The following is a 24,004-nucleotide window of genomic DNA, read 5'->3' on the forward strand; positions in this document are numbered from 1 at the left end:
ATAGTTAAACAGTTTTTCCTTTATTATTTTCTTTTATGCACAATAAAATCGAATATAAAAAATACGGAATAATCATAGCTCTCATCCTGCTAGCAAGACCCAAATTATAAATATATATACTTATTAATAGTGTGATTAAAATAGCAGAAATAAAAGCAAACTTAATATCAATGGTTGATTTTAATATATTTTTAATTTTTTTATAATTATAAAACATAATTATCGTAAATAATAATACCAACGCATTTTCAATAGACACATAAAATTGGTACAAGCCTTCTGAATCTATAAAAAGAGGTCTAAACAATAATGCAAAAACTCTTTCAAAATAATTAGTAGTAAATAAATCTATATGACTATTCCCGCTTGCCAAACCATATTCATTAAATTGATATAATTTATGCCTGATATTATCAATTGTGAAATTAGGAATGTTAACAAATTTTAACATTATGTTATAATTTATAAAAATTAAAATTGTTGCAATAATAAAATGTAAAGGCTTTGCTCTTTTTTCAAATATAAGAACAATAATAAACGCTAATAGTAAGACAGCAAATACATGGGGTCGTATAATCCCAATCATTAAAAACGCTAGAATAAATTTATAAGAACTATGATCAGATTTTCTGATTTTAAGAAGTAGAAAAGACATTAAAAAAAACATTAACGCATCCTTTCCTAAAGAACCTGTCCAAAAATGTAATGATGGAAGAAGAAAAAACAACAAGCAAATTCTTTTTAAATTATTACTTATGTTTAATTCAATTAAATATTTATAATAAATTAAAAAGCCCAAAAAACTTATGTAAGAAAAAAGCATGAAGAGGGTTAAATAATTAACCCCTAATTTAACTAACGGGTAAATACTAAATTTAAGAAAATCACTTCCTATACCAAATAAATTAAACCAGCTATCGGATTTAAATGCGTCATTATAAAAAGCATAAGCATCTATTTGTTTATCCAAATTCCAATACCAATTAAAGAAAGTTAAAGAAAAATGTACAAAAACTAAAACAACTAAATATATTTTGGAATAATTAGTTATAGAATTAACATAATAGAATCTAGTAGTTCTGTATATTAAAAACATCAAGCTTAAAAATACTATTGTGTTTATCAAATTATTATTTTATTCTTTTTATTATTCTATAATACATATATTCCCATAAAGTAGGATGATACCATAATTTGCTTTCAAGATAATTATTATGTGCTTCAAGTTTATTATCTTTTAAGTCCTTGAGCGCATTCTTCATTAAATCAATTCCTTTGCTCACTTGTAGTAACGGGTAAGTAATAAAATTATCTTTTTTAGTAATCTTAATAGTGTCTTGGTAAATTATTTTTCCTGTATCAATACCTTCATCAATTAAATGTATGGTAACACCACAATTTTCGGGGTCGTTGTTTACCAACGCCCAATAGCCTCCATGAACGCCTCTATATTTAGGTGTTATTCCTACATGAGTGTTAATAAATTTAGCAGTAGTGGCATTTAAAATTTTTTTTGAAATAATTCCCGTACCATTCACAAGGATTACGTCTGGACAAACTTTTCTTATTTCTTCAATTACTATATCTTCATTAATAGATTTTACAAAAACAGGGGTAGGGATACCTATATTACTATTATCCAGTAAATTATCTTTTATAATTTCTTGTATTCTATTTTTACTTACAACTTTTAAAAATGATACTACAATAGTTTGAAATAATAACTGTCCTGCTACTTTAATAGGCCCTAATTTCTTAATTCTTCTTTTAATTAGTTTTTTTTTATGTGTATTTGCCTCAAAAACAACTGAATGAATATTAAACTCCTTACTAATGGCATTGTACATATACCTTGACGATTCTGAGTTCTTTGCAAGCATTAAAATGTTCATCTCTGTTATAATTTTGCTGCGCTTTTCATGGTGTAACTCTTAAAATTATATTTTGTATTAAGCTCTTTATAATGTTTCAAAATTTTTTCTAAAAAGGCAAAATTCTCTTTTTGATGAGCTCCAAAATTGTGTGGATGCCACCATAAATGGTATATCTGTCCAGACTTTGCGGCATAGGTCATGCTCTTTTTTATCCTTTGCAACCTCAATGCTTCAAAAGGTTTAAAAATTGAACTATATGGCCTTAAAAACCTGCTGGATGGTATATTTATTAATTCATCATGCGATCCGTCCATTATAGCATAGCTATTATGTCCCGAAATATTTATGTATGAATCTAATAACCTAAAAATTCTTCTTATATATGTATCATCTTCACCCTTTTTAGGATTGTAATACCATGCTTTCTCGTTACCTCTATATCCCTTTATGCCATTTTTTATTAATATATCATTGTATTCTACATTATGTTGGTTACGTGGAAAAACTATTGTTTTAAAATTAACCCCTTCCTTTTCTGCTATTTCTATAGCACTTTTTAAGTCGCTTGAAAAGGCCTCTTTATTCTGTCCTTCTTCCAAACAATAAAAATGCGAAAAAGTATGCGTGCTTATTTCGTGATTACTACACTCTTTAATTTTTATTAAACTATTATAAGCATAATTATAAACATCTGAAAAATCATCACCTATTCCTCCTATGTAATCGTTGTAGGGGCTTAAGTTTTTAATATTATATATTGGCTTAACTGGGGGCGAAAAACGATTTATTTCTACTTTATTATTCGCAAATAATACCCCTACAGTGGCAAATGTGGCATTAATTTCAAACTTTGAAAAAATTGCTAATAATAAATCTATTACAATCGGGACATTAGCAATATTTTGACCATAAGTATTTACTGTCTTTTTGTCTCTTACACCCCACATTAACTCATAATCCAATGAAATTATAAACTTTCCATTCATGTTTTGATAGATTTTATAATTTTAAGATACTTTTCAGAATTAGATTCTGTTGAATATTCCTCTTTAATAACATGTCTGTTTCTTAAACCAATTGCATTATACAAATGTCTGTTCTCAATTATTTTTTTAAAACACTGAACCCATTGTTTTGTCGAATCGGCAAATAAATTTTCATTATTTCTATCAACTTTTACATTGGCCTCAAAAGTACTAGATATTGTAGGTTTTCCCATAGCCATATATTGAATTAATTTGAAGGCGCACTTACCTCTTGCAAATGGAAAATCCTTTAACGGCATTATTCCTACATCAAATTTATTTAATTCATCTATCTCTGTGTACTTATCCCAATCAATATATGTAATTGGCAACCCGTTAAAATTAATGTTCTCGCCTTTATCATATCCTATTAGTCTAACTTCAAAATTAATATTCTTGTTTTTTAATTCAAAAAAAGCATCTACCACTTTTCTTAAATGCAAAGAAGTGGTTGATGAACCAATCCATCCAATAACAAATTTTTTTTGAATTTTTTGATTAATCACATACTTGTCCAAATCGATAGACGTTGGTATTTCAACAACATTTTTATTATACCTTAAAGCATACTTGGTTAGGTAAGGACTTCCAGTAATAACAGTTTGAGCATTTGATATAACCTTTGCTATTTTGTTTTTAAAAAAAAATCGCACAAATTTATTTGAATGTAGGTCATAATTATGAAAAACAGCATCATCATAATCCACAACATAATTAATTTTTAACAGTTTAAAAAAAAGTGTGTTAAAAAAAAGAAATTGAGTGAATTCATATTGTAAAAAAACCACATCTCCTTTCTTAATTTTAATCATATAATAAAGTCTTTTTATATATGCCTTCAGCACATATAAAAATCCTTTAATAGTTTTTAAATTTTGAGCAGGAACATATTTATTGTCGAAAAACGGATATACTACCACGGCATACTCTTTAAAATAAGGCAAGTATTGATGAATCCTATATCTACTGCTAGCTCCTTTTTCTGTGTATTTGGGGAAAAGCAAAAGTTTACTCATTGCTTCAAATTAATTTTATGACTCAACATTAAGTTAGCAAATAATCCATATGCAATACACCCCCACATTCTAGAAAATAAATTTTCAGTCAACAGCGATGCAAATATTATTATCAATATAATCAAAAACTCATTTGACCCAAGGAATGCTATTTTAAATATTTGATAATAACAAAACAAAAATATAATAAGACCTATAATTCCAGAACATGCAAATATGTATAAATAATAATTATGGGTGTTTAGAGATTTACACTCTATACAATTTTCTTCTTCATAACAAAGGTCCAAAGTTTTTTGAACATCTCCAATCCCAACTCCAAATATCGGATCAATAAAAACTGTTTTTTTTGTACAATGTGTAACATGAATTCTAAAAGAGAGGCTATTATTATAATCAAATATTTTTGTAATTCCACTCTTAGAATATATGAAAAAAGCAGTAATAAAAATAGTTGCAAACAAAATAATTACTTTCTTATTGAAGAGTTGATATGTTAAATAAATAAAAATCAATGACCCTAATAAGATCTGCGTCTTTCCTTTAAGCAAAATTAAAAAAACAAATAATAAACATTGTAAAATAAAGCGAAAATAACTCTTACGCCATAACTGTAACAGGACTACTGAAAAAAGTATAAAAACACCGATATAGGTTTTATGAGCAAACTGCGAAACAACCTCTACATCTGAACTTTCTAATAAGTAACTAAACCTATGATTATAAACAAAATTAATATATTCCAAAATATTTGGCTCCCCGTATTGCACAATATATGGTTGATACCAATATATGTTCAGCTTTATAAAAATAAACAGAACAAATAAAATAGTACTTATTGGAAAAATAATTGATGTCACTTTTAATAATTTTTCTAATACTGTTCTTTCTAAGGTTAAAAATATTATTGGAAAAACAATTAAAAACAAGCTTTTTTGAATAGCATTTAAACCTTCTTCAATATCTTGAGAATAAAACAAAGAAAGTATAAGTGGGACAAACCAAATAGTTGAATAGATTAATATTCGTTTATTCTTGCCAAGATTTTCAATAAACTTCCCATTATAAAGGGGGATTAATGTTAGTAACCAAATAGCAAACAATTGAAACACGTGATTAAATCTAAAAAATTGAAAATTTAGAAGTAAAGAGAAGATAAATAGATTTAAAAGCAATAAATATTTTCTAAACATTGCTCCTTTTTTTGTTTACAATCATTATAAATAAAATCGGATAATATATAACCCATTGAATGTCCAGTGCATTCAAATAAGGGTTTGTCCCATAAGCTATTAGGGTACAAACTAATGCATTAACCATACCCATTGAAGATGGTCTGTAATTCATACTAAACTTACCTATTCTCATTAATGAAATAAAAATCCAGATTGGCCCTATAGAATAAAGTATAAAGCCCACAAAACCAGTATGAAAAATAATATCTAAATAGGATACTTCGTATCTCCAAGGCTTATCCTTAGACCGAATAATCTCTTTCATATAAGCACCATGACCTCGTCCTAAAATTGGCTTTTCACCAATATATTTAAGAAATGATTTTATCTGTTTTACTCTTTCGCTATCTGATCCAGTTGATGAAGCATCATTTAAGTTAATAGCATAAATAATTGTTGAGGAAATTGATGTTGTTAATTTATCATAATTAATTTTAGCCAAAAAAGGTATTGACAAAATGAATAAAGCCGCAATAAAATTTAATGTCTTGCCTTTTATTTTAATTTTTTCAAAAAATTGTAATTTAATAAAAAATGCAACTATTATTGAAAATAGAAATAAAATGATTACTGCCCTTCTGCCAGTTAAAAACACGCCAACAAAAGCGATAATTATAACTAAGATATTCCAAACAATTTCTTTTCTTTTTTTATTCTTTTTAAGAATAAACCGAGTAAAGAAAAATGGGAATAAAAATAAAACAGATGAAATCCCGTGGTAGTTTATTTTTACTACATCCTTTGTTGTCCGTAAATCTACATTAATGCTTTCAAGAATGAAATTAAAATACGATGGCAATCCATATTTTTTATTAAAATAAGCTAAGATTAGAACAATAGAAACTCCTAAAAGCCCAAAAAATAATATTTGCTCGGTCTCCTGAATAATTTCGCTTTTTTTAGGAATTCCTGTTAGAAGAATTAAATAAATAATTGGGAAAGCTATATAAAGAGCAAAAATAAAAGGCAAGCTTTCAGGGTGCGATTGATTTAATAAAAGACCATAAACAATGAAAAAAAGACTTGAAAAGATATAAATAAAAAATATAACAAAAACTGTTGGAGTAATATCAATTTTTTGTCTCCTGAAAGTTTTAAAAAAGGCTTTAACCAAAAACCAAAAAAGAATTGGAATTTTTATTTCATAATATGAAAAAGGAAATATTATGACAGATAAAAATAATATGTACAATGCTCCTTTTTCTAAAATCCTCATGCTCTTTTATTTTCTTATCCAAGCTAATCCATAAATAGGATAACTTCCTAATATTTTTTTAGACAAATAGGCCGAGTATAAATCTTGTAAGCTCATTGAAATTGTTCTAACTATTGCAGCCCCAATTATACCATATTCAGGTACAACTATAAAAAAGAGCACTAGATGTATAAAAAGCGTGATTACTAAACTACCAGCCATATGTCTTTCTTTCCCACAAGACATCGCAATAAATCCTGAAGAAGCACACAAACACCTCACAAATTGTCCAATAGTTAATATTAGTAGTACATACCCCGCTGACACAAATTCCTCACCAAATAAAGCCATTATTCTATTATTAAAAAAAAGGACAAGAAGAATAAACGGAAGGCTAGTTAAAGCCATTATTTTTGAGCTTTTTATCGCTATTCTTAAGAGTTTTACAAAATCCTTTTTAACATAATAATTAGAAATTATTGGAACAAAAACACTATTTAATGATGGTAATATAAAACTTATTAGTAAAGAAACCTTAAGAGCCATTCCAAAGAGACCTATATTAGTCTCACTTGTAAATCTACCAAGAATAATTATATCAATATTCGCCAAGATTGTAGAAATAACTGAAATAATAAATAAATATTTGCTAAAATTTAAAATTTCCCCATAGGCGATTTTTTTATTTTCTTTAGGTTTTACATGAGATAATTTTTTTTTGAGAACAATTAACCCTAGTAAACATAATACCCAATAAATAAAAACATTGATTTGAATAAAGCTTTCTAAAGATTCGTTATTGTAAAAAAGAAAAAAAGCCGAAATGAATAATAAAAAGCTACCAATGAACCCTTGAAAAAAAGATGCCAATACTACTAATTTTATCGCTTTTAATGTTTCGGAAAGAATATTTAAAATTATAAATGGAAATAACCCTAATATTAAAACTTTTATAAGGTTTTTTGATTCTTTCGATACAAAACCATCAATTAAACCATCATAACAATATATTATTAATGTAAGAATAGCTGATAAAAAAAAAATTACCAACGATGCTTTTTTTAGTATACTTTTTATTCCATAATAATTAAATGTAGACGCCATTTGAGAAGATTTGATAAAAACAGTATTATTCAAACCAAAACTGCCTATCAAGGAGAAAATCATAAAAATAGAATAAGCCTGAAAATATAACCCTGCATAATGTGCGCCTAACATATTTCCAATTACGAAATTCAATCCAAAAGTTAATATTACCGCAAACATTCTCAATATAACGACATAGCTTATTGAAATATTCAACTTATTTGAAAGAAGTTCCTTAATATACATGTCCTTATATAATTTATTCGCTTTATATTAACCTGAACAATTGAAAAAATATTATAATTTTAACAAACACTAATGACAGTCATTTTCTAAGAACCATTCTATTGTTTTTTTAATTCCATCTTTAAACAAGACTTCTGGTACATATCCTAAATTAGCGGATGCTTTCTTTATACTTGCCAATGAATGCTTTACATCACCTGTTCTTTCCGGCCCATAATTAATTATTATATCCAAAAGTGATTTATCATTCAATGATTTTGATATATTCTTTTTAATTAATGTTACTAATTCATTTAAAGAACTACTTTCACCACAAGCAACGTTATATACAGTGTTAATAATTCTTGGATCACTATTTGAAATTGCAGCTAGCTCATTAACTTGAACAACATTATCAATAAATGTGAAATCTCTAGAGTGGGTTCCTTCACCATTAATTATTGGCGACTCTCTATTTAATAATAAATTAATAAACTTAGGAATTACGGCTGCATAAGCTCCATTGGGGTCTTGCTTAGGCCCAAAAACATTAAAATAACGCAACCCTATAGTCTCAATGCCATAAGTTTTAGAAAATACATTGGCATAAAGTTCATTAACATACTTTGTTACGGCGTAAGGCGATAATGGATTGCCAATAATATCTTCTTCCTTTGGTAATGTAGGATGGTCTCCGTATGTGGAAGAACTAGCTGCATAAACTAGTCTTTTAACCTTATTTTCTTTAGTAGCCCACAATATATTTAAAAAACCAGAAATATTAACATCATTAGTTGTAATAGGGTCGTTGATAGATCTAGGAACTGATCCTAAAGCCGCTTGGTGAAGTATATAATCAACATTTTTAGATGCTTCTAAACATACTTGTAGATCCCTAATGTCTCCTTCTATAAATGTAAAATTAGGTAATTCTAAAAAGGGTTCAATATTTTTAAAATGTCCGGTAGATAAATTGTCAAGACAAATTACTTGATTATCCTGCTTAACCAATTTATTTATTAGATTTGACCCAATAAACCCTGCGCCCCCAGTGATTAAAACTTTCTTGTCTTTTATTGTTTTTTGACTCATTTCCTTATAATTCCAAATTAAACTCGAAATTCTGCTTTAAATATTGCTCTTAATTTAACAACCACGAATATTATTTCTTTAGACTGAAATTAGAAAAATCATTAAAAGATTATTCTTTTATAAAGTGTCAGTAGCTAACCCTTTTTCAAGTAAATTTTTAACGTCGAATATTATTTTACCATTTATTATAGATTTCCAGTCGTAATCTAAAAATTCATCATGCCCAACAGCTATTATAATACCATTATAACTGTTAATATTATCTGACTTAACCTTTATACCGTACTCAATTTCAATTTCTTTACTATTTGCTATCGGATCATAAATATCAGCTTGAATCCCATACTCTTTTAACTCATTATAAATATCTATAACACGGGTATTTCTTATATCTGGGCAATTCTCTTTAAATGTAAATCCTAATATAAGTGTTTTAAAACTGTCTCCTTTTTTGTGGTTTGAAGACAATAATCTTTTTATATATTTCTTTACAACTTGTCCTCCCATACTATCATTAATGCGTCTTCCTGCTAAAATAACCTCTGGATTATAGCCTAAACTTTGTGCTTTATAAGTTAAATAATAGGGGTCTACACCTATACAGTGGCCACCAACTAGACCTGGTCTAAAAGGTAAAAAATTCCATTTAGTCCCAGCGGCTTCTAGAACTTCTAATGTGTCAATCTCCATTTTATCAAAAATTAATGACAATTCGTTAACAAATGCAATATTTAAATCTCTTTGTGTATTTTCAATAACTTTTGCTGCTTCAGCTACTTTAATAGATGATGCTTTATGAGTGCCAGCAGTAACAATAGTTTTATATAAATTATCTACTTTCTCAGCAACTTCTGGCGTACTTCCAGAGGTTACTTTCACAATATTGTGGACTCTCCGCTCTTTATCTCCTGGATTAATTCTTTCTGGTGAATATCCGCAGAAAAAATCTTTGTTAAACTTTAACCCACTTATCTCTTCTAATAACGGCACGCACACATCTTCTGTACATCCTGGAAAAACGGTAGATTCATAAATAATTATATCTCCTTTATCAATATAATTCGCAATTAATTTACTAGCAGAAATAATAGGTGTTAAATCTGGTTGCATAAATTTATCGATCGGTGTGGGAACCGTTACAATATAAATATTTGCCTGTTTTAATTCTGAAGGGTCTGAGATAAAATCTAAATTTCTGGTTTGTTTCAATTCTTGTTGAGAAACCTCAAGTGTATGGTCAAAACCCTTTTTTAATTCATCAATACGCTTCTCGTTAATATCAAATCCGATGACATTAAAATTATTTTTACCAAACTCAACTGCTAAAGGCAAACCAACATAGCCTAATCCAATTATTGCAATTTTTTCCATTTATATTTTTAACTGTATATTATTTTTCTTATAGTGTTTAATCTTAATCGAAGGCAAAACCAAAATCCTGATTTTTACAAATAATCTATTTTAAATATTGCCTTTTTTAAACTTTCTCTCCAATAAGGAATCTCTATTTGTAAGGCGTTTTTAATTTTCGATTTATCTAATACACTAAACTTAGGTCGTATTGCGTCTGTTTTATAAGCCTCTGTTTTAATAGGGTTAACTCTCACTTGCATTCCGCTTTCATAAAAAATTGCTTTGGCAAAATCGTACCAACCAGCAACCCCTTCATTACTAAAATGGTAAGTTCCATAAGCTTTGCTATCTTCCATAATTAATTTCATAATCACTTCCGCTAAGTCTCCTGCATAGGTTGGAGATCCTATTTGATCAAATATAATATTAAGCTCCTCACGTTCCTTTCCTAATCTTAACATTGTTTTTAAGAAATTATTTCCATGCTCGGAATACAACCACGATGTTCTAATAATAAAATAGTTGTCCAAAACGTTGGTCATAGCTAATTCACCATCTAATTTTGTGCTTCCATAAACACTTATCGGGTTTGTTTTGTCGTTTTCTTTATAAGGTGAAGATTGCTTACCATCAAAGACGAAATCGGTTGAAATTTGAATTAATATCGTGTTATTATTTTTACACGCCTCTGCCAAATATTTTACCCCCAATTGGTTTACAGATTTCGCAACCGCTTGTTCAGATTCCGCTTTATCTACTGCTGTATATGCTGCACAATTAATACAATAATCTATTTTTTGGTTCTTAAAAAACGTTTCTACCTCTTCTTTATTTGTAATATCTAACTCGTCGTAATCAACATAAAGAAAAGAACACTCGTCCATATTTCGGGCTAAATCCTTTATACATAGCCCTAATTGACCCTTATAACCTGTTACTAAAATTGTTTTCACAGTTTACAGGATTTAAAAGATGGTAACAAGCTGTCTTTTTCTGAAATTATTAATTCCTGCTCAGACATTTTCCAATGGATGTCTAATTCCGAGTCATTAAAAATAATACCGCCTTCTGATTCTTTATTGTAAAAATTATCACATTTATAAGAAAAAATGGCCGTATTACTTAATACAACAAATCCATGAGCAAAGCCTCTAGGAATAAAAAGTTGCTTTTTATTAAATTCATCTAATTCTATAGCTATATGCTCTCCAAAAGATGGTGAATTTTTCCTTAAATCTACAGCAACGTCTAAAACATTTCCTTTAATAACTCGAACTAATTTAGCCTGCGCATGGTCGCCTATTTGATAGTGTAACCCCCTTAAAACGCCTTTTGATGAAAAGGATTCGTTATCTTGAATAAAGCTAATATTTTTTCCTATAAGTTCGTTAAATCTAGTCTGGTTAAAACTTTCGAAAAAATAACCTCTTTCATCTTCAAATATATTTGGCTCTATTATATAACAGCCCTCTAATTTAGTTTCAATTGCTGTCATTAAGTTTTATTCAAAAGTCCTAATAAATTTATACCATAGCCGCTTTTTAATAGAGGCTCTGCTAAAGCTTTAAATTGATTTTTATTTATATACCCCATTTCATAGGCTGCTCCTTCAATAGCGCCAATTTTTAAACCCTGTCGTTCTTCTATTACTTCAACAAATTGTGATGCTTGCATCAAGGATTGAAAGGTGCCAGTATCTAACCAAGCAGTACCTCTATCTAAAATACTAACATTTAACTTTCCTTGTTTAAGATATTCTCTATTTACATCTGTAATTTCTAATTCTCCTCTATGACTAGGTTTTATATTTTTAGCAACATTCACAACAGTATTGTCATAAAAATAAATACCTGGAACAGCAAAATTAGATTTAGGTTGTTTTGGCTTTTCTTCTATCGAGATAGCCTGTCCTTCATTATTAAATTCCACAACACCATAACGTTCAGGATCATGTACTCTATAGGCATAAATAACACCCCCTTCAGGGTCGTTATTAGCTTGCAAAAGTTTGGCTAGCCCAGTTCCATAAAAAATATTGTCTCCTAAAATAAGTGCGACTTTGTCGTTTCCAATAAATTCTTCCCCAATTAAAAATGCCTCAGCAAGACCGTTTGGCGCTTCTTGAATCGCATATTTAAATGTGCAACCATACTTTTCTCCGTCTCCTAATAAATCTTTAAATAACGGCAAATCTTTAGGCGTAGAAATTATTAAAACTTCATTAATGCCAGCATACATAAGTGTGGACAACGGGTAATAAATCATGGGTTTATCATAAATAGGCATCAACTGCTTACTAACAGATAGTGTTAATGGATGCAGCCTTGTACCTGAGCCTCCTGCTAATATAATTCCTTTCATATATTAATTATATTGTTTTTCGTAATACATCTTATAATCACCACTAGTTACACTATGTAACCAGTCTTCGTTGTTTAAATACCAATCAATAGTCTTGTTTAAACCTTCCTCAAAAGTTACTGACGGTTTCCAACCTAATTCTTTACTTATTTTTGATGCATTAATAGCGTATCTTAAATCATGACCTGGCCTGTCTTTAACATAGGTAATTAATTTTTCGGATGCTCCAATAGGTCTATCTAACTTAGAGTCCATTTGACTACATAACAATTTCACTAAATCAATATTCTTCCACTCATTAAACCCTCCTATATTATAGGTTTCTTTATTCTTTCCTTTATGAAAAACCAACTCAATAGCAACAGCATGATCTTTAACATAAAGCCAATCTCTAGTATAATTCCCATCCCCGTAAACTGGCAACGGTTTATTATTTATAATGTTATTTATAAAAAGCGGAATTAGCTTTTCTGGAAATTGGTTTTGCCCATAATTATTTGAACAATTCGTAATAACATAAGGCATTCCATAAGTCTCACCATAGGCTCTCACAAAATGATCTGAACTTGCTTTTGAAGCAGAATATGGTGAATTCGGGTCATATGATGTTGTTTCTGTAAATAATCCTGTTTCTCCTAAAGAACCATAAACCTCATCGGTACTTATATGATAAAAGCGTTTGTTACTGAAATCATGTTTCCAATAATTCTTAAAGGCATTTAAAAGTATCATAGTTCCAATGACGTTTGTTTTTACAAACGCCAAGGGGTCTTTGATAGACCTGTCAACGTGCGATTCGGCAGCTAAATGAATAACGCTTTCGAATTTATATTCTATAAATAAATTATCAATAAAAGTCTGATCTGTTATATCCCCTTTTATAAAGGTATAATTAGGTTTATCTTCAATATCTTTTAAATTTTCCAGATTCCCTGCATAAGTTAGTGAGTCTAAATTAAAAATATGATATTCTTGGTGTTTTTCAACAAACAACCTCACAACATGAGACCCTATAAATCCCGCTCCGCCAGTAATTAATATATTCATTTACCCTGCTTAATCTTTAAACCTTTCTAAATACTTTATAAAAGATAATCCCAATAAAACAATCAAAGTTATTAACTCAAAAATAAAAGCATAATAAAATATTGGAGCCAGTGATATCCCGAAAATTTGCTTTCGATTGTATCTACTACCACTATCCTGTTTACTTGATACTATTTCTAAAATTTCCTTTTTATCTTCTATTTCTCGTTCTATACCTACAAGCTCTCGCTTAATTTCAATGTCATTTTGATAAAGCTCATATTCTCTGGTTTTATTAACATCGTCTGCATTTTTAATTGTCACACTTGTTTGACTTCCATCACCAGTAGGTAACATCTCTAAAACTCTCTTATAAGTGCTTTTTAATGAATCTGAAATCGTCAAAGCGCCCAATAAGGCTGCTTTTTTATTTATTAATTCCAGTGTGTCTTTTCTTTGTTCATTTCTAAAATATCCATTGGAATTAATTTGTCCAACAAGACTTTCAAACACAGATTTGAAGTTATTTCTTTCAGAAGATTTAATAGTAATCTGCTGCAAAACATGGTTATATTCTTCTAGGTTTTCTACATAGGTTTTATACTCAATAGTAGATGCTAAGGTAGAATCCAATTCTTTAGTATACCTATCGAAACTTTTAACCCGATCGTTCTCGCTAATAACAGATTCAATTTCAAAATTCAAAATTGAATTAGCACTGGCTGTATCAATCTCAATTACATTGGCCAATGTTTTTGTGTCTCCTTGACCTATTAAGTCGTTATAATAGGCAATGGAATTATACAAATCTTCTCCTGTTTTGTAATTCTGCTTAACCGTTATATAAGACTTGTAAACAGGATCTGAAGTTTTTTCCAATATAAAGCCCAGTACTATTCCCAAAACACCCGCAATTACAAATTTTAAAAGATGTTTTTTTACAAAAAATACAACCCAAACAAATGCCAAAAATAGTTTGTTTAAAATACTCCCAATGAATCGAAATAATCGGTCAAAAGCACTTCCTATTAATTTAAACAATTGCCCTAAATCTACTTCCTCAGATTGCTGTGGTTGCGGCAAATCTTTACTCATAATTCTTAATTTATTTAATTAAATATTTGTTCTAATATCTTTCTTGTTATCACATAAGTTGGTCTGACACCAGATGTTCCCAACCCTCCTGAGGCTAAAGTGCTTCCTGTTTCTAATGGGTTATCACTTGCATAATAAGCATATCTCACTTTTACATCAGAATTTATGCTCCCTCTAACTTTTGAAGCTGCTTGAATTGCTTTTTGATAATGCGCTCCCTCCATTTCCAATCCGATTACATTCCAAGTTGAATTATAAAAAAACTTCAAAATATCTTTATTTTGCAAGGATGTGCCAAGAACTGTAATCATAGTCCCTTCATAAATACTAACACCTTGACATTCTAAATCTTCCTTTGTCAATTCATTTTTAAAGGGGTAATTGTCTGCTGTTCCTTCAAAAATATGCGCTGATGGAATCATAATATCGCCTTTACCGCCTTCTAAAATTCCTGCTTTCCCCATGATGGATAAAGATTTCACGTCTAAATGAATCTTATTTCCTTTTATTTTATAAGGTTTTAGCAATTCATCTATCGTCTCGTAAGCCTGCTCTCCAAAAGCATAATCCATAACTAATATAAGCGGTTTTTTCGACTTTAAAACAGATTCATTTATATTAATATCCGTTTTTGAAACATCTAGTAATTGAGTATCAAAAACTTGAACATCTATATTTGCTCCAGAGGTGTCTTTAATATAAATCATTCCCTTTTGCAACGCTTCTTTTGTCACTTTATTTCGAAGATCATTGTTTTCTTTATTACTCAATGCTTCATACACCTCAAAAATATCTTTCTTCGAAAGCAATGTTTTTAACGCATTTGGCGCAAAAAGCGTATTCATAACACTATGCATATTCGCACTAATAACATGAATTTCCCTATCTAATAGTCCTTTTTTATTAAGAACGGCTTTAATATTATTTGCCCATATTTCTCCATGAATATGGTGACCAATACGTTCTCTTAAAACAGGGCTAAATGTTACGGTACGTTTATTGTTATTTACTTGTTCTTCAATTGCCAACTTTCCTAGCCAATACACTATGTGCAGTAAACGTTCAGGCTTTGAGGGTGTTGAAAACTCGCCGTAAATATTTCTTAACTCGTTAAAAGTTCTACCAAGAATATAAGCCGCATGCGTTATTGCAACTTCACGTTCTTCTTGAGTGAGTTTCTTTTTTGATAATACCGCTTTTTCTAATTTTATCCAATCTCTAGTAGTCGCACCATCTTCATTAATAACTACTCGATTACTAATTTTATGAGATTCTACAAAAAGAAAAGTAAGATGTGTTAAAATATCATAGATTTCAGATCGCCCTCTGGTGATCTCAATATTCATTTGCTCATCATCAATTCTATAGCAATTACGTCGCCTTTTTTCCGGAATAATGGGTTTAAAATGGGAATTGGCATAACCCTCATCGCTAGTTAGGTTAATAAAGCGACACTCTTCAATACCTATGGGTAGCCTATCCATAACATATAATAGGCCTTCTAGTTCCGCTTTTTCTTCACCTATAGACCCATAGATTTCTGGCTTTAAAAGCAATAAAGCTTGCCTTAGCGTTTCTCCAGAGATCCCCATAGGTTTATAAAACCCTCTATTGAACAAATGTCGCATAGTAATGTACATACGTTCAATCGCATTCGAACTCTCTTGAGCTCTCGTTCTACCATGGTTTTTTTTGTTACTCATCAATCATGTTTAACCTCGGCAAAGATAATACTATTTAACATAAATGACTTCTTTAAAAGCATCTACAATCTGTCTATCGTTAGCAAGTCTAGGAATTTTATTTTGTCCTCCCAATTTCCCAACAGATTTCATATAATCTTGAAAACCATTCTTAGGGATCTTAGTGATTTTTAGAGGTTGCAAGACTTTCCCCTTTATTAAGTCATAGTAATAACTATTCTGCTTTTGAAGAGATTCATCAATGTTTTGTGCAAGCTCAAGCATGTCTTCTGGCTCTTTTTCAAATTCTACAAACCACTCATGGTATGGAAGTTCGTTGTCTGTATTAATTTGAGGTGCAACTGTGAATTCTGAAACTTGAACCTCTGTATTTATAGTAGCTTCTTGCATTGCTTGCTCCACTTCTTTTCCAATAACATGTTCTCCGAATGCCGAAATAAAGTGCTTTATGCGTCCAGAAACTATAATACGATATGGTTTTATTGATGTAAATTGAATAGTATCGCCGATATTATATGCCCAAAGTCCTGCGTTGGTTGAAATAATCATCACATAATTAACATCAATTTCTACATCTTTTATAGTAATACGTCTTGGATTTTCATCAAAAAACGCATCTGCTTTTACAAACTCGTAAAATATTCCAGAATTTAATTGTAATAGCATGCCTTTTTCATCTTGTTTATCTTGAAAAGCAAAAAACCCTTCACTGGCAGGGTACAACTCAATACTATCGACTTTTCTTCCTATTAAGTTTTCAAATTTTGCGCGATACGGTTCATAGTTAACACCTCCAAAAATAAAGAGGTTGAAGTTTTTAAAAACATCGCCTACTTTTTTTCCTGTTCGCTGCTGAATCTTTTCAAAATACATTTGCACCCACGAAGGAATTCCAGAAATTATTGTCATATTTTCGGGTAGGGTTTCTTCAACTATTTTGTCAACTTTTGTTTCCCAATCTTCAATGCAATTTGTTTCCCAAGAAGGTAGCCTATTTTTTTGAAGATATTTAGGAACATAGTGCGCCACAATACCTGAAAGACGACCTAATTGAATACCGTTCTGCTCATTTAAAATTGGGCTTCCTTGAAGAAAAATCATCTTTCCGTCTACAAACCTACTCTTACCCGTCTCATTAATGTAAAGTAAAATAGCATTTCTAGCTGCTTCAACATGACTTGGCATGCTTTCTTTGGTAATAGGAATGTATTTAGAACCCGATGTTGTACCCGATGTTTTGGCAAAATAAGTGGGTTTGCCTTTCCAAAGTATATTTTCTTCTCCAGCAACTACTTTTTCAACATATGGTTTTAGTGCTTCATAGTCTCTAATAGGTACATTTTTCACAAAGTCACTATGAGATTTTATGTTTTTAAAATTGTGGTCAACTCCAAATTGGGTAAATGATGCCTTTTGAATTAAATCCTGAAACACTATTTCTTGGGTCTCAACGGGTTTGGTTGCCCATTTTTGAATTTTCTTATATATCTTCTTTGCAAATGGCTTTGCAAGTGCTGATTTTAATGATATCATCTATTTAAAATCTATGAAATTTGATGGGTTAATTGGGTATCCGTCGTTCCATAATTCGAAGTGCAAATGCGGCCCAGTAGAGAGCTCTCCCGAATTTCCTGCAATTGCAATTACTTCTCCAGCTTTTACCAAATCGCCTTGAGATTTAATTAGTGCTGCATTATGTTTATAGACAGAAATTAATCCGTAATTATGTTCTATAATTATTACATTTCCTGTGCTTGCCGTCCATTCGGCAAAAATCACCGTACCATCTGCAGCAGCTTTAATAGGCGTGTCTTTTGCTACTACAATATCAACGGCATAATGTTTTTCTTTTAAATTATATGGTTCACTTATGGTGCCATTAACGGGCGGGAATAACACAAAGTTGGTTGAAGATATTGCCGATTCAAATAAATTGTACTTATCTTCTTTATCAACTTTCTCTCTAAGCAATGAGTCTTCAATTATTGGTTTTAAATCCACCTCACTTGCTTCAAGTTTGGTAGCCTCAATAATGGAATCTTTATTAATGTTAGACGCACTTACATCCCCTTGTAGCACTTTTTTTATAGATGTATAATAACGTTCGTTAAGAGCTAATACTCGTTGGAGCGAATCTGTTTTATAACTTAAATCGGTAGCTTGTTTTTTTAAAGCTGTAGACGAATAACCTGGAATATACTCTCTAAGAGAAGTGAAAGCAATAATGAAATAGGTTATCATAATTAAAAATAGAATTCCAGCAAAACCAAAAACAAATACGTTTAATCTTGATAATTTAAAAGCTATACGCTCCTCAAACGTGTTTTCATTCAGTATCACTAAGCGATACTTATCGAGTAATTTACTTTTAATTTTACTTGATCCTTTTTTCTTTTCACTCATACTAAAACAAAAATAAACAAATTATTGTCAGGCTCTTTCTATTAATACTAAAGTTAGGCTATAAACGCTAATATTAAACTTTAATTATTAACTTTGTAATCAAATTAAATTAATTATGAGTTTATATATGTTACCGTTAGCAATTGGTCCTTGGCAAATAGCATTAATTGTTATTGTTGTATTGCTTTTATTTGGAGGAAAGAAGATTCCTGAATTAATGCGCGGCCTGGGTAGTGGAATAAAAGAATTTAAAGATGCTAGTAAAGAAGAAGACACTAGCAAAGAAGATAAAAAGGAATAAATGTTTTTTCTTAAGCTAAAAAAACCAGCACAATGTGCTGGTTTTTTTATTGAAATTATTCAAGTTTTATTGACTTAATAATAGATTCGAGCTCAAACATATAATTTCGCTTTTCTACTGAAGGTGCAAATGCAAACCCTTCAGCAATAACCCATCTATTATTAATTTTATCTTCTATAGCATAATTAATAAACGGACCAGCCATAAAAGCGTTTTTAACATCCCAGATACCTTTGGTTTCTAAAGTAGGTTTGTTGTCTAAAATTGTTTCAACATGAAAGGGTGTGTATGCCATTTCAGTTATCATATAAGATCCTTCTACTGGCCCTTCAATATGAGATTTCCCAATAGAATCTCTAATGGCAATAACTTGATTTATAATACTGTCATTTCTCTTAATAGCATCCAGAGGTAATTCGTAAATCAATAAGTTTAAAGTTCCTGTATTCACATCTTTTCTTAACCAAAAGAAATTATTATCGTCCTTTGCAACCCTGTATGCTGTTGGGAATCGAATATTAAGCCCAATTTTTTCTTTTAAAAAAGAGGCATTATATAATGACTTTTTTATTAAACGTTGCTTTTCATAAATTTCAATATTTCTAAATGTTTCTATTATTCTTGATGCATTCTCCTTAAGTTGATTTATCACATCTTGTTTTGTTTCTCCCGAAACCAAAACCACTTTTTGTGGCTTTGCATATATGTTGCTATGAAATTCCGTTGAGGCTTTTTTGCCTATTTCAACCTTTAAAATGGTACGGTTTTTAGTAATAAACCCCGAAAACACATTTGTTGGAATTTGGTTTATTGAAAACATGGGTTCGTCTTGAGGTAACCCATAAACTGGAGATGCTAAAACATCTCTTATGGCTTCTCCTAAACTTCCTTTCCAAGATTCATTATCGATTACTACAGATACTTCATTAATATTTCCGGTAGAATCTAAAAGTATTTTTTCATCTCCTTTTCCCTCGCCACAAGACATCACCAGTAATAACAAAACTAAAAGTGAAATTGATTTTCGCATAATTTATTGGGTTTTTAGAACTTTAGCCTTTAGATATTTTTAGCTTCATTCCGGGTTTTAATTTATTACTACTAATATCGTTCCAATCTTTAATATTCTGAACAGAAACTCCAGGGAATTTTTGAGATATGCTCCAAAGTGAATCACCACTTCTTACGGTATATGTTGAAATATTTCTAGCAACTGGTTTTGATGTTTGTTGTTTCATACTCGATTTTGAAGCTTGTGAATAAGGCTTTCTTGGGTAGATAGTTAACCTCTGTCCGATTTTTAAATTATTACTTCGTAAACCGTTCCATCGTTTTATATCACTCACTCTAACGGCATATTTTCTTGCAATTCTACCTAGATAATCGCCAGACCTAACTTTATATCGAATTCTATCGTTAGCATTAAAAAACTTAGGCAAAGGTTTTTCTCTTTTAGCAAACTCTTCTTTTGCAAAAGCATAAATAGCGTCTTCATTATTCACAAAACTACCTACAACATCTCTTGGTAGTCTTAACACATAATTCTCATCTTTTATAAATGGTATAATGTCTAATTTATATGAAGGATTTAAAAATTGAAGCTCTTCAACAGGCGTTCCTGTAACCTCTGAAACTTGATCCAGAGTAATCATACTTTTTACTCTTACGGTATCTGTTTCAACCAATGCAAATTCAGGCTTTAATTTTTTAAAACCATGTGCCTCTGCGTATTCAAAAATATACATGTTAGCTAAAAATGCTGGTAAATACCCAGCTGTTTCACGTGGTAAATTATGCCTAATATTCCAATAATTTTTATATCCACCTGAACGTCTAATAGCCTTAGAAACATTCCCTGGCCCAGAATTATAGGCCGCTAAAGCTAAATCCCAATCACCAAATATTTTATATAGTCTTGCTAAATATTTTGAAGCAGCTTCAGTAGACTTAATAGGGTCACTGCGCTCATCAACATAACTGCTCACATCTAACCCATACATTTTTCCAGTAGCAAACATAAACTGCCATAAACCTGTTGCGCCAACTCGTGACTTAGCTCTTGGTTTTAATGCAGATTCAACAATGGCTAAATACTTTATTTCGAGCGGGATATTATAGTTATCTAATTCGCGTTCAAACATTGGAAAATAAAACGCACTCAAGGTTATTAACTTTTGAATAGATCTTCGTCGATTTTTAAGGTATGATTTTATAACACTTTCAAGTGCTGGATTGTACTCAACATTAAAAGGTGTTCTTGCGTCTAATTCTTTTAATCTAGCCTTAAGTGTGTCCGTAGATAATTCTGGATAATCAACTTCTTCAAATGTTAACTCGGTAACCGATTTATAAATAGTATCAAATAAATTGTTGCTATACAATTCTTCATGCCATGCTTCATCAAATTGTACTGCTAATTTATTATCCTCTAATGGTTTTTTAGAAGTACTATCTTTTAATGCTTCAACAACTTTTATTGCTTGTGATACACCATCCACTATGGTGTCTTTAATAGGGCTATTTTGAAAGGAAATAGTATCTTGAACCTGTGAAAAACAAATTCCTATATTGAAAAATAATAGTATTTTAAAAAAACGAATAGCCATAAAATCGGTTCGGTAGTTATTGAACGATAGTATGGCTAAAATCGTATTTTTTAAGCTAATTTGAAAACTTAATTATATTTATTCTAAAATTGCCGCAATTCCTGGCAGCGTTTTTCCTTCCAAACTTTCTAGCATTGCGCCACCACCTGTACTTACATAGCTCACTTTGTGTTCGAAACCAAACTGTTTTACTGCAGCAACAGAATCGCCGCCTCCAACTAAAGAAAAAGCGCCGTTTTTTGTTGCTTCTGCAATAGAATTACCAAGTTCTATAGTTCCTTTGGCGAAGCTTTCCATTTCAAAAACGCCAAGAGGTCCATTCCAAAGAATTGTTCTAGATGCCTTTACAACTTTATCGAATATCTCAATAGATTTTGGACCTGCATCAACTCCTTCCCAACCATCAGGGATTTCGTTTATATCAACTATTTGTGTATTAGCATCATTACTAAAAGCATCAGCAGCAACAACGTCTACTGGAATATGCACTTGAACATTTTTAGCTTCAGCTTCTTTTAAAATTTCTAACGCTAATTCCATTTTATCGTCTTCACAAATTGAATTTCCTATTTTCCCTCCTTGAGCTTTAACAAATGTGAATGACATGCCTCCTCCTACTATTAAGTGATCTACTTTGTCTAAAATATTTTCGATAATGGTGATTTTTGAAGATACTTTCGCACCTCCTAGAACTGCTAAAACAGGTTTTTCTCCTGTTTCCATAACTTTTTTAATACTCTCTATTTCTTGTGCTAAAAGATTACCAAAACATTTACTTTCTGGGAAAAATTGAGCCACGATGGTTGTTGAAGCATGTGCCCTATGAGCCGTTCCAAAAGCATCATTAACATATATGTCTCCTAACTTAGATAACTGTTCTGCAAAGTCTTGATCGCCAGCAGTTTCTTCTTTGTGAAAACGAAGATTCTCTAACAATAGAATTTGACCAGGTTCTAAATTAGATGCAGCTTCTATTGCTTTTTCTCCAACAGATTGATTTACAAATTTCACGCCTACACCTAAAACATCTTCTACTTTTGCAGCAATATGTTTTAGTGAAAACTCCTCTTGCACTCCCTTTGGTCGTCCTAAATGAGACATTAAAATACAGCTTCCACCATCTTCTAAAATTTTAATAATTGTTGGTTTGGCGGAAACAATTCTTGTTGCATCAGTAACCTCAAAATTCTCATTTAAAGGCACATTAAAGTCTACACGAATAAGTGCTTTTTTGTTATCGAAATTAAAATCGTTTATGGTTTTCATCAATCTATGTTTTTATATTTTAAGCATTTGACACACAAATGTAACTAATAAAGAAGAGCTAAAAAATGTGTTTTTTAACGAAAACGTTTGAAGTGATAAAGATTTTTCAAAAATCTAAGAATTTGTTACTTAGTTTGGGTAAAAAATAAAAAAATAAAATCCGAGTAACTTATTAAAAGTTACTCGGATTAACAAATCATTATATGTGTTTGGATTATTTCTTTATTACTTTTAATGTTTGTGTAACATCGCCAGACTGTACTTTGGCTAAATAAATACCGCTCGCAAGGTTTGAAAGATTCATAGACACTTCTTTAGCATTTACTCTTTTTATCAGAACTTCCTTTCCTAACACGTTGTAAAAAGAAATCTTGTCTAGTAAAACATTCGCTTTAAAATTAATATTATCTCTTGTAGGGTTTGGTCCAAATGAAAATCCTTCGATTATGTTATTTTTATTTGATAACGTTGCTGTTTGAAGCTCAAAATTATCAAAGCCTAAATATTCGTTTCCATTTTGATAAACAACCAAACGCATTCTTACAAAGTTATGCCCTGATGGAATGTTATATGCAACTTCATCCCAGCCAACTGAATTAAAATTACCGTTTTGAGATGTTTTAAATACATCATAATTGTAATCAACAGTATTCCAGTCTGTAGCGTTATCGTAGCGTAATTGAAATTTAATATAATCGCCTTTATCTAAACCAATATATTGTACTCTAAACGATAAATCTGCCTGTAAACCACTAATGCTAAGTGTTTCAAAAGTAAGAATATGCTCAGGAGAATCAGTTTGTAAGACTTGCTCAGAATAGGCGTTATCTAAATCTCGTCCAGCTAAATAGTCAGATCCCGAAAAAGCTCCTGCGATACGACCATTAGCCTTGGATTGATTATTCCAAACATCATTACTTTGGTCGTAAAATGGTATATTAGACGTATACGTCCAATTATCTTCGGCTTTATTATCGAATCCTTGCTTTGCAGATTGTGCGCCTAAATAAAACACACTTAAAAGCAGTGGTATTAGAATTAAAGTAGTTTTATTCATAATTTTAATTTTAAAGAATTAAAAGCTAATAGATTATAGAGGGACTCAAATTTATAATAAAAAATAGCAGATGCTATAAATACTC

Annotated in this window: 22 protein-coding genes; 1 reads left to right on the forward strand and 21 read right to left on the reverse strand. The window is 30.5% G+C overall.

Annotation, left to right across the window (positions count from 1 at the left end; all coding sequences use genetic code 11):
- Nucleotides 1–4 precede the first annotated feature (4 nt).
- The 17 genes from AC2D6V_RS03740 to AC2D6V_RS03820 all read right to left on the reverse strand — a co-directional run bounded on the left by AC2D6V_RS03740 (nucleotide 5) and on the right by AC2D6V_RS03820 (nucleotide 18,689).
- Entirely contained in the window at nucleotides 5–451 is a 447-nt protein-coding gene (locus tag AC2D6V_RS03740; RefSeq protein ID WP_484646709.1) for a hypothetical protein, read from the reverse strand.
- Nucleotides 452–1,130: 679 nt separating this feature from the next.
- Nucleotides 1,131–1,892 carry a formyl transferase gene (locus AC2D6V_RS03745; RefSeq protein ID WP_484646710.1) on the reverse strand — a complete coding sequence of 254 codons (762 nt, stop codon included), beginning with the start codon at nucleotides 1,890–1,892 and terminating at the stop codon, nucleotides 1,131–1,133.
- Between the two features lie 5 nt (nucleotides 1,893–1,897).
- The gene (locus tag AC2D6V_RS03750; RefSeq protein WP_484646711.1) at nucleotides 1,898–2,860 is read right to left on the reverse strand and encodes a polysaccharide deacetylase family protein; all 963 of its coding nucleotides are present in this window, start codon (nucleotides 2,858–2,860) and stop codon (nucleotides 1,898–1,900) included.
- Nucleotides 2,857–3,915: a glycosyltransferase family 4 protein gene (locus tag AC2D6V_RS03755; protein WP_484646712.1), complete on the reverse strand. Its 1,059-nt coding sequence runs from the start codon at nucleotides 3,913–3,915 to the stop codon at nucleotides 2,857–2,859. The genes AC2D6V_RS03750 and AC2D6V_RS03755 overlap by 4 nt, the downstream gene beginning before the upstream one ends.
- Nucleotides 3,912–5,108, reverse strand: coding sequence for a hypothetical protein (locus tag AC2D6V_RS03760; RefSeq protein ID WP_484646713.1), 1,197 nt, complete (start codon nucleotides 5,106–5,108; stop codon nucleotides 3,912–3,914). Before AC2D6V_RS03760 ends, AC2D6V_RS03755 begins: the two co-directional genes overlap by 4 nt.
- On the reverse strand, nucleotides 5,101–6,366 hold the full coding sequence (locus AC2D6V_RS03765) for an O-antigen ligase family protein (protein WP_484646714.1): 1,266 nt from the start codon (nucleotides 6,364–6,366) through the stop codon (nucleotides 5,101–5,103). Before AC2D6V_RS03765 ends, AC2D6V_RS03760 begins: the two co-directional genes overlap by 8 nt.
- 6 nt (nucleotides 6,367–6,372) lie before the next feature.
- Nucleotides 6,373–7,677 (reverse strand): oligosaccharide flippase family protein, encoded by a 1,305-nt coding sequence (locus AC2D6V_RS03770; RefSeq protein ID WP_484646715.1) that lies wholly within the window; start codon nucleotides 7,675–7,677, stop codon nucleotides 6,373–6,375.
- 69 nt (nucleotides 7,678–7,746) lie between these two features.
- Nucleotides 7,747–8,748: an SDR family oxidoreductase gene (locus AC2D6V_RS03775; protein ID WP_484646716.1), complete on the reverse strand. Its 1,002-nt coding sequence runs from the start codon at nucleotides 8,746–8,748 to the stop codon at nucleotides 7,747–7,749.
- Nucleotides 8,749–8,865: 117 nt separating this feature from the next.
- Entirely contained in the window at nucleotides 8,866–10,119 is a 1,254-nt protein-coding gene (locus AC2D6V_RS03780) for a nucleotide sugar dehydrogenase (protein WP_484646717.1), read from the reverse strand.
- Nucleotides 10,120–10,193: 74 nt separating this feature from the next.
- Complete coding sequence (rfbD, locus tag AC2D6V_RS03785; RefSeq protein ID WP_484646718.1) at nucleotides 10,194–11,054, reverse strand: dTDP-4-dehydrorhamnose reductase; 861 nt, start codon at nucleotides 11,052–11,054, stop codon at nucleotides 10,194–10,196.
- Nucleotides 11,051–11,596, reverse strand: a complete 546-nt coding sequence (gene rfbC / locus AC2D6V_RS03790) for a dTDP-4-dehydrorhamnose 3,5-epimerase (RefSeq protein WP_484646719.1) — start codon at nucleotides 11,594–11,596, stop codon at nucleotides 11,051–11,053. The genes rfbD and rfbC overlap by 4 nt, the downstream gene beginning before the upstream one ends.
- A complete protein-coding gene (gene rfbA / locus AC2D6V_RS03795; RefSeq protein ID WP_484646720.1) occupies nucleotides 11,596–12,462 on the reverse strand; it encodes a glucose-1-phosphate thymidylyltransferase RfbA in 867 nt (288 codons plus the stop codon). The genes rfbC and rfbA overlap by 1 nt, the downstream gene beginning before the upstream one ends.
- 3 nt (nucleotides 12,463–12,465) lie before the next feature.
- Nucleotides 12,466–13,509 carry a dTDP-glucose 4,6-dehydratase gene (gene rfbB / locus AC2D6V_RS03800; protein ID WP_484646722.1) on the reverse strand — a complete coding sequence of 348 codons (1,044 nt, stop codon included), beginning with the start codon at nucleotides 13,507–13,509 and terminating at the stop codon, nucleotides 12,466–12,468.
- 9 nt (nucleotides 13,510–13,518) lie between these two features.
- Nucleotides 13,519–14,583, reverse strand: a complete 1,065-nt coding sequence (locus tag AC2D6V_RS03805; RefSeq protein WP_484646723.1) for a hypothetical protein — start codon at nucleotides 14,581–14,583, stop codon at nucleotides 13,519–13,521.
- A 14-nt stretch (nucleotides 14,584–14,597) separates the two neighbouring features.
- Nucleotides 14,598–16,286: a DUF6909 family protein gene (locus AC2D6V_RS03810; protein ID WP_484646724.1), complete on the reverse strand. Its 1,689-nt coding sequence runs from the start codon at nucleotides 16,284–16,286 to the stop codon at nucleotides 14,598–14,600.
- Nucleotides 16,287–16,316: 30 nt separating this feature from the next.
- Nucleotides 16,317–17,819: a GH3 auxin-responsive promoter family protein gene (locus AC2D6V_RS03815; RefSeq protein ID WP_484646725.1), complete on the reverse strand. Its 1,503-nt coding sequence runs from the start codon at nucleotides 17,817–17,819 to the stop codon at nucleotides 16,317–16,319.
- On the reverse strand, nucleotides 17,820–18,689 hold the full coding sequence (locus AC2D6V_RS03820; RefSeq protein WP_484646726.1) for a M23 family metallopeptidase: 870 nt from the start codon (nucleotides 18,687–18,689) through the stop codon (nucleotides 17,820–17,822).
- A gap of 115 nt (nucleotides 18,690–18,804) precedes the next feature.
- Here AC2D6V_RS03820 and AC2D6V_RS03825 point away from each other — a divergent pair, with 115 nt between their 5' ends.
- A complete protein-coding gene (locus tag AC2D6V_RS03825; protein WP_484646727.1) occupies nucleotides 18,805–18,990 on the forward strand; it encodes a Sec-independent protein translocase subunit TatA/TatB in 186 nt (61 codons plus the stop codon).
- A gap of 55 nt (nucleotides 18,991–19,045) precedes the next feature.
- Here AC2D6V_RS03825 and AC2D6V_RS03830 read toward each other — a convergent pair whose 3' ends face one another.
- The 4 genes from AC2D6V_RS03830 to AC2D6V_RS03845 form a co-directional block, all read right to left on the reverse strand.
- Nucleotides 19,046–20,020: a DUF4837 family protein gene (locus tag AC2D6V_RS03830; RefSeq protein ID WP_484646728.1), complete on the reverse strand. Its 975-nt coding sequence runs from the start codon at nucleotides 20,018–20,020 to the stop codon at nucleotides 19,046–19,048.
- A gap of 22 nt (nucleotides 20,021–20,042) precedes the next feature.
- Nucleotides 20,043–21,596 (reverse strand): LysM peptidoglycan-binding domain-containing protein, encoded by a 1,554-nt coding sequence (locus AC2D6V_RS03835; RefSeq protein WP_484646730.1) that lies wholly within the window; start codon nucleotides 21,594–21,596, stop codon nucleotides 20,043–20,045.
- Nucleotides 21,597–21,674: 78 nt separating this feature from the next.
- The gene (locus AC2D6V_RS03840) at nucleotides 21,675–22,862 is read right to left on the reverse strand and encodes a phosphoglycerate kinase (RefSeq protein WP_484646731.1); all 1,188 of its coding nucleotides are present in this window, start codon (nucleotides 22,860–22,862) and stop codon (nucleotides 21,675–21,677) included.
- 214 nt (nucleotides 22,863–23,076) lie between these two features.
- Complete coding sequence (locus AC2D6V_RS03845; RefSeq protein WP_484646732.1) at nucleotides 23,077–23,919, reverse strand: T9SS type A sorting domain-containing protein; 843 nt, start codon at nucleotides 23,917–23,919, stop codon at nucleotides 23,077–23,079.
- Nucleotides 23,920–24,004 lie beyond the last annotated feature (85 nt).

It is taken from the genome of Algibacter sp. YIN40, from assembly GCF_057219435.1.